Raw genomic sequence first — 7,215 nt, forward strand, 5'->3', positions numbered from 1 at the left:
CGCCCCGGGCCGGCAAGGCAGACGATCCGCGTTCTTGCTCAGCCTGCCCGGAAGGCGAGGCTCCGCCTCATCAGTTGGATGCTGAGCGCCAGGTCTCCGCTTCCGATGAACCAGGGCGACAGTATCCGGGACGACCTCAGTCCGCGATAGAGCAGATAGGGAAGTCCGAGCGACAGGGCGATCAGCGCCAACTCGGAAGACATCCCGAAGTCACGCAGCGTGAAATGAACGAACTGATGGACGAACATGATCACCAGGGAGGCCGCGCCGATTTCCGCCAACGGAGCGATGCGCAAGCTCGGCATCGCCATGAAGCGGACGAGGCCGAGGATAAAGGTCGAGATCGCCAATGCAACGAGCAGGCCGAGAAGTGGCGGGCCGAAGATGGCGTTCTTCATGCTGAAGGTAAAGTCGGACCCCGTCAGCGCCGCCGCGAGCGCGACCCCGGCAACCGCCACGACAAATACCGCCGACCACAGTGCGTTCATGCCGCGTTCGCGCAGGAAATGTCCGAACCAGAATGCGCCTATGGCGAGCGGCACGTTCGTCAGCGCCAGCGGCGCGCGCACCTCCTGCCAATATGCCTGGATTGAATAGGCGAGGCCGACGGATGCGCCGACGAAGACCAGCATGCCGGGATCGGTCGGCCCGCTGGTCCTGATCGCGACCTCGTTGTAGACAAGTTGCGTGGCGACGAGGCAGGTGACGAACCAGAACACGCCGAGTTCGCGCGTCAGGTGCCGTCCGCCCAACAGGGCGTCGGTGATGAGTTCCCTGATCTGCCAGGGCGCCGGGGTGTCGCCGCGCAAAAAGTCGACAACGAGCACGCTCGCCATGATCGCGCCGAGAAACATTACATAGGGGATGAGCAGGCCCTGGACGCGCTTGCGGAGAAGCGCCTTCCTCTCCGTGACGGCAAAAAGGTAGCCGGATATGATGAAGAAGAACGGCATGAAGAACAGCGATGCCGCGAAGTAAATCGGGTGCGCCCAGCGCCAGGTGCTGTGGTCGAGGACATGGGCCATGACGACGAGGGTGATTCCCAAGCCCTTGGCAGTGTCCAGCCAGGTCTCACGGATGGGCAGGTTCAACTTCAGCGTTTCCTGGATACGGCTTATCGGCCGGCCCGGTCCTTCGGTTTCGATGGTGATTGTGCATTGCATCATACTGTGTGGCAAGTGCGAATTGGCTCGGAGGTCCGCATTGCCGGTTGCCGCCGACGCAATGTCGCAAAAGTCGGCGAAATTCAGCATTCCGCTTGATTTTCCGCCGATCTTCACCCATTGTTGCGTTGCACAATAACAGGCTGGTGCCGACTATGGCAGTTCAAGCGATAGGAAACCTTGGCCGGCACGGGCTGCCGCTCTTGCAACCAGCCGGCTGTTGAAATCGATCGCGCTTTGACGTCGGATCGACCAGGTCCGCATCAAGCAGAAAAGGACCAAGATGCTTCGCGACTTGTCCGCCCACAAGAAAATGTTGATGCTCGGCATTGTCGGGCTGGTGCTCGTCGCCATCCTCGACGCCTTCAGCAACCTGCCCGTCGTCTCCGGCTGCGCATTCTACGGCAATTGCGCGATCGATGGCGCCGTAGAAGCACCGATGGGGCACAGTCAGGATCCGACGCTGCAATGAAGCCCCCCGGCAAGACGGCGCTTATCGTCTATGACGGCGACTGCATCTTCTGCCAGAGCTATGTCCGCTTTGCCCGGCTGCGCGACGCGCTCGGTCCTGTCGAGTTGCTTGACGCGCGCTCCGGCGACCCGCGCGTTGTCGAGTTTCAGCGCCAGGGCTTCGACCTGAACGAGGGCATGCTCTTCGTTTTCGAGGATCGCGTCTACCACGGCGAGGAAGCCATCAATCTCCTGGCGATCCTCAGTTCCTCTTCGACGCTTTTCGGCTGGCTCAACCGCAGGATTCTCTCAAACAGGACGGCCGCGCGGCTGATCTATCCGGCGCTCAAGCTCGGACGCCGGGCCACCCTGAGGCTTCGCGGCCGCTCGCTGATCCCTACCGACCTCGAACGGCGCTAAAGCATGCCCTCAGGCCCTGACCGAGGATGCGCAGCGGTTTTGCGATAGCGACCATGAACTTAAAGCGACTCGTGACTCTTAACAATCGCGACGCGATTGGGCATTGGATGGCTTAAGTCGACTGTCCGGCGACATCTGCCAATTTCCGTGAAAGCGGCGTTCAGTGGGTGCAGGCCTTCGGCCGCGAGAAATCCACCAGCTTGAACATAAGCAACTTGCGTTCGAGGAGGCTGGGCATTTCGCCTGCGAAGGTCGAGGCGTTGGCGCGGGTAATCGTCTCGCCATCCTTCACGTAAGTCACCCAAGCCTCGGGCTTCCGGCGCAGTTGTTTCTTCACATCGAGGAGCACGTGGTAATTGCCCGCCCGCGACTGCCGGACGAGATGGGGCTCGGAGGAATCAACGATCTTCACCACCTCGTTCTGATAGTTGAACATGTATGGTGGCTTGGGAAAGAGCAGATGGTTGGTCTGGCCGGCCTCGGTGTGCAGATTGCTGAACATGTTGATGGAACTCTCCGTCTTGAGCCCGACATAGGGTGACAGGCAGGAGAGGAAGAACAAGCCCGGCACCAAATAGACCCAGAGCGGCTGGCGCGGCGAGGAGACGGTCCGGCAAGGCAGGTTCTGCAGGGCCACATAGGACAGCACGACCATCGCCGCGCCGCCCACTACCCCCCAAATGAGGATCCAGACGGAGTGGACCATCATGTCGAAGGAGCGCCCGGGAAAAGCATAAGTGAGCACAATGACGAGAGTGACCGCGACCAGCATCACGGCCGCGCCCGGCAGCAAGATCCCGACCCGGCCGAACGTCTCGCGCAGCGGATTGATAAACTCCAGCGAGGTGCGATAGAGCGCCTCGCTGGCGGGCGTGGGGATGCTCAGCACATACAGCGCGAACACCAGGCTGGAAAAGTCCATGTACCAGGAATAGGCCGAGATCGGGATCACGTAATGGAAGACGAGTGCGAGGATGAACCCCACGGCGAAATAGCGCTTCCAGTAGAGAGACACAATCGCGATCGCCTCAATGACAAAGGTGGCGAAGATCGCAAGATACCGGCCAAACAGATTGTCCTCGAGGCCGAACGGACGAGCCAGCGGAGCGTAGAGGCCCACCGCGCAACTCACGGAAGGATCGAGGAAATCGGTGTTGATCTTGTGGAAGATGCCGTAGAAATACATGATGGCGAGCAGCGCCCGGGCGACGATCCGGATCTGTTGATAAAGCTCCATCCGGGCCAGCGCGGCGCCGCGGCCGGCGGCCCGCAGATAGAGCACTGCCGCACTGAGCAGGATAGCCCCGTTCATCACCGCCGTGATCGTCTTGTTGTTCGAAGCGACCGGCATGCGCAGCGCGTACAGCACAAGCGATACCATCACGAGCCCGATCAAGAACTCGGTTCGCCGCGGGTACAGCAGGAGTAGCAGGCTGAACAGGACGACCGACCAGCTCAGAGCGGCAAACAGCGGCCCCTTGTAGCCAAGCATGGAGTAGATATCACCGGCGATACTGAAGATCGCCGCCATTGCCCAGAACGGGGCAAATGCGGTCAATCCGTCAAATGTATCGTCCCGTCCTCTGACTTTCGTGATCTTGCTGCGACCAACGTTCCATATCGGCGTCGCGCTTGAATACTGCTGCTGCCCAATAAACACCAGTTAGCCCCCGCTGCCCTATGTTGCACTGCAACATCAGCACGAGCGCAGAGTAAGAGTCAATCCGCCGTCGTCGGTAGCTCCTGCTGCCGAGCATCAGCCATTGGGAGAGGTGCGGCGGACCCAAAGCGGGATGCGTTTAATTTGAACTGGCCATCCCGCTCCATTTGTTTCGCCCGCGACTGCATGTCGCCCAAGGCATGCCCTCGGGCCTGACCGGAGGGCGCGCAGCAGTATCAGGACAACGACATGTCAACACGACGACATGTATGAAAACAAGAACTTGAAGCGGCGCATTAATCTTGCGGATGCGCCGCGCTTCGCCGACTAACGCTGCTTTGCCGTTCTGGGAAATTCCACCACGTCAGCGGGCGGACGCTTGTACTGGGCTGCGACAATTGCATCGATCAGGATGTCCAGGGCGGCGCGCGCCGCGCTGCTCGTCTCGTCATCGCCGCGCAAATAGTGACAGGCTCGTTCAAGATGGAGGTGGGCTGCGGCAAAGTCACTGGTCATGGATTCTCCTTTTGCCCGCCGCTGGACAACGATGGCCCATTTCGATTTACCCAAAGGCGAACATCCACAGCAGGATTTGAATCAAATATGGCGGGTTAACCAGATCTTCAGCATCGCGAGGTGACCTTGCGGCTGCGGACATGTGTTGAGTTCCGCCTCAGGCAACAGACCCGCTCCGGAGACCGGGGCGGGTTTCTGCTTGAATGGTGCCGGGGCAGAACTTGACATGGCTCGACGGTTGGAAGTCCGCCTTGCGTCCAGATTGAGCCAACCGACTCAAGCGTGCCTGACGCGGAAACCAGCCGGGGATGGAGCCACGCATGCGCTTTCTTTCGCCCGCCACCAGCAGATCGACGAGGGCGCGCACCCGGTCGGCCTAAAGCGCGCCGCGAGCCAGCCCGACGCAGCATCAGCCATGGTATCGATGCTACGCATGCGTGCCAGGTTGGGGCAGCCGGGGCCGGCATGGCCCAGCCTGAGTTTATAAGCTGCAGCTATATTAGTGATTCCTTGACAATTGCTCGGAGCTCTGCTTTCCTCATTCATTGATCATTAAGTCATTAAGTAAGTCGTGCGCGTTTTGGGGACCGTGTTCGCAATGTCAACCTTGGTTGTTGCGGACCCGCGGGGGGTATATCTCGCCGGTCTGGAGTGGGTTCTGCGGAAGGCTGGTCACAGCGTCGTGGCAAACTGCCATCGCATAATTGACGTTGTCCCGCATGTAGAGTGCCATCGGCCTGATATTGTCGTCATAGGCGTGGACATTGCCAGTCAGCAGACGGCCAGTCTGTCTTTCCGGCTGAGAGCCTGTAACAGCGCTCTGGGCATAATCTTCATCCTGCAACCAAAGGGCGGATTCGACGTCGAGGATATACGGGAACTCGACGCCGACGGCTTGCTGCTGGACGGCGTCAGCCACCGCTGCCTCGTCGAATGTGTGACTGCCGTGGCGGCCGGTCGAAAGTGGGTCGACCACAAGATCCTCCAACACCTGTTGATGCGGAGCGCGCCGCATCACGCCGCGCGCACGCTTACAGGACGTGAGGCCGAAGTCGCCAGCCTCGTCGCGCGCGGGTTGCGCAACAAGAGCATTGCCACGCAGCTGCACGTATCTGAGGGCACGGTGAAAATGCACTTGCACCACGTCTACGAAAAGCTCCACCTCGGCAGCAGGGCTGAATTGGCCTGGGCGCTTGGCGAAGCCGCCGACCACCTGGGAACGGGCCACAAAAGCGGGCTTTGATCATCACCTTCGGCCAGGCGTCGATGACGCCTGCGTCAGCATGATACCGGCAACAGGCCGGAAGCCCACAGCATATCGATCGACCCGTCATACCTACGCGGTTACCCGCAAGCGCCTGTCGCGGCTCGACCCTATCGAAGGATGTATATCGTTCGATCAGGTAGGGGTATTCACCATAACACTATCGAACCGCGAATGGACGCGTCCTCTTCATCGGCGGCACAATGAGGTTGGAGGGCCGCATTTCAGTGCGCGACCGGATGCACTCGGGGTAGGTGCATTTCCGCCATCTGGGGGCTGGATCCCTTTTCTTGAAGCGTTTTAACCAAGGAGAATCTCCATGGCACTCGACATCGTGACCCAAGACATCATCATCGACGAGACCACCGGTCTTCAGGACGATGATATTGACCCGTCCGTTGCGCCGCACAGCACCAACGCCACGCTGCTATATCTGCTAAGTCTCGACGATGCGGGCGGGCTGACCTCACCGGAGGTCGCCTTCCAGACCAACTTCGTGCAGGCCTCGGCGGACGCAGGGGAAACCATCACCTCGGTCGTTCTCGCCCAGAATTCCTCCGGGACCCCGTTTTCCACCACCGTCGGCGTGAACAGCGGCATTCGGACGGTCGATGGCAATTATGTCTGGCTGTTCCAGGACCCAACCAATGCAAACGTCGTGATCGGCGTCATTGGTACGGATGACCCGCTCGCCGAGCCCGCTGAGACCGGGCCGCTCGCCTTTTCGCTTGGGCTGAACAGCACCAGCACCACCAATGCGGACCTTTACACGGTCCAGTATGTGCCGTTGCTCCATCCGATCGCAACCAACCCGGACGACCAAATCGATCTGCTTGATAAGGTGTTCGCCTCGGTCACGGGGACCAGCGTGGCTAGTTTCTTAGGCTCGGCCGCCGCGCCCGGCAATCATGATTTCTACCTGATCAATTCGTCCAGTGACGCTTCCAAGCAACTTCTGGTGATAGGTTTGGACGGTGGCACCGCCAACGTGAGTACACAGGGCTTCGGCGTCGACAACCAGAGCATCAATCCGAACGACACGCTCCAGGTCGATTTTGTGACCGGCGGTACCCTGAACGCAGGTAGTTCCTCGCAAATCCAGTACGGCAACCATCTCGAGACTGTCACGCAGGCCGGGTTCACGATCAACCAGGTCACGCCATCTAATCCGGATGATCGGGTGGACGTCAGGATCGCCGCCTTCAACAATGCGGGCAACGAGCAAGGCACGGACTTCTTTGACGGCACCACGGCCAGCTCCGTGAACATCACCAGCCTCAAGTTGACGGGCCAATCGGGGTTTGCGTCCACCATCACCGCCAATGGCACCTATGCCACGGGGAGCGGCAACGTCACCGTCAGCGGGCTCGGCACCGGCATCGTCACCATCACCGGGCTCGATAACGTCACCACCGTCGATGTCACCACCAGCAGCCCAATGGATCGGCTGCAGGTTGCGAGCGTCGATGCAAACGAAGGGCTCGACATCACCGAGTTCCATTTCTCGGTGACGAACACCAACGCCTACAGCGAAGAGGTCGGCTCCTTGATCAACTTTGACGATGATGGGCCGAGCATTTCGACGACCGGCACCCTGGCGACCCTGACGGTCGACGAGACCGACCTCACGACCGACGCCAGCGCCAGCTTCGCGGCCAACTTCATCTCGGCCTTCGGCGCCGACGGCGCCGGCACGCTGACCTACGCGCTGAACGTGGTTGCGGGTCCCTCGGGTTTGGTCG

7 protein-coding genes are annotated in these 7,215 nt (G+C 60.3%); 4 read left to right on the top strand and 3 right to left on the bottom strand.

From position 1 onward, the window contains the following. Positions 1-38: 38 nt before the first annotated feature. Positions 39-1,091 carry an acyltransferase family protein gene (locus tag AC0L28_RS27115; protein WP_473481312.1) on the bottom strand — a complete coding sequence of 351 codons (1,053 nt, stop codon included), beginning with the start codon at positions 1,089-1,091 and terminating at the stop codon, positions 39-41. A gap of 391 nt (positions 1,092-1,482) precedes the next feature. Between AC0L28_RS27115 and AC0L28_RS27120 the strand changes: the two genes are divergently transcribed. Both AC0L28_RS27120 and AC0L28_RS27125 read left to right on the top strand, forming a co-directional pair. Next, positions 1,483-1,635: a hypothetical protein gene (locus tag AC0L28_RS27120; RefSeq protein WP_473481314.1), complete on the top strand. Its 153-nt coding sequence runs from the start codon at positions 1,483-1,485 to the stop codon at positions 1,633-1,635. Next, positions 1,632-2,033, top strand: coding sequence for a DCC1-like thiol-disulfide oxidoreductase family protein (locus tag AC0L28_RS27125; RefSeq protein ID WP_473481316.1), 402 nt, complete (start codon positions 1,632-1,634; stop codon positions 2,031-2,033). The genes AC0L28_RS27120 and AC0L28_RS27125 overlap by 4 nt, the downstream gene beginning before the upstream one ends. Positions 2,034-2,193: 160 nt before the next feature. Here AC0L28_RS27125 and AC0L28_RS27130 read toward each other — a convergent pair whose 3' ends face one another. Both AC0L28_RS27130 and AC0L28_RS27135 read right to left on the bottom strand, forming a co-directional pair. Next, positions 2,194-3,693, bottom strand: a complete 1,500-nt coding sequence (locus tag AC0L28_RS27130; protein WP_473481318.1) for a thiol-disulfide oxidoreductase — start codon at positions 3,691-3,693, stop codon at positions 2,194-2,196. Between the two features lie 327 nt (positions 3,694-4,020). Further along, the gene (locus tag AC0L28_RS27135; RefSeq protein WP_023799140.1) at positions 4,021-4,209 is read right to left on the bottom strand and encodes a hypothetical protein; all 189 of its coding nucleotides are present in this window, start codon (positions 4,207-4,209) and stop codon (positions 4,021-4,023) included. Positions 4,210-4,966: 757 nt separating this feature from the next. Here AC0L28_RS27135 and AC0L28_RS27140 point away from each other — a divergent pair. Both AC0L28_RS27140 and AC0L28_RS27145 read left to right on the top strand, forming a co-directional pair. Continuing rightward, positions 4,967-5,452 carry a response regulator transcription factor gene (locus tag AC0L28_RS27140; protein ID WP_287233857.1) on the top strand — a complete coding sequence of 162 codons (486 nt, stop codon included), beginning with the start codon at positions 4,967-4,969 and terminating at the stop codon, positions 5,450-5,452. Between the two features lie 340 nt (positions 5,453-5,792). Continuing rightward, the coding region (locus tag AC0L28_RS27145) for a DUF5801 repeats-in-toxin domain-containing protein (RefSeq protein ID WP_473481320.1) at positions 5,793-7,215 on the top strand (1,423 nt) is incomplete at its 3' end.

This window comes from Mesorhizobium sp. WSM4847, assembly GCF_055811335.1.

Bases quoted from the DNA above. Each gene is read 5' to 3' on its own strand.
- AC0L28_RS27135 (WP_023799140.1), bottom strand. From the start codon at position 4,209: ATGACCAGTGACTTTGCCGCAGCCCACCTCCATCTTGAACGAGCCTGT.
- AC0L28_RS27120 (WP_473481314.1), top strand. From the start codon at position 1,483: ATGCTCGGCATTGTCGGGCTGGTGCTCGTCGCCATCCTCGACGCCTTC.
- AC0L28_RS27125 (WP_473481316.1), top strand. From the start codon at position 1,632: ATGAAGCCCCCCGGCAAGACGGCGCTTATCGTCTATGACGGCGACTGC.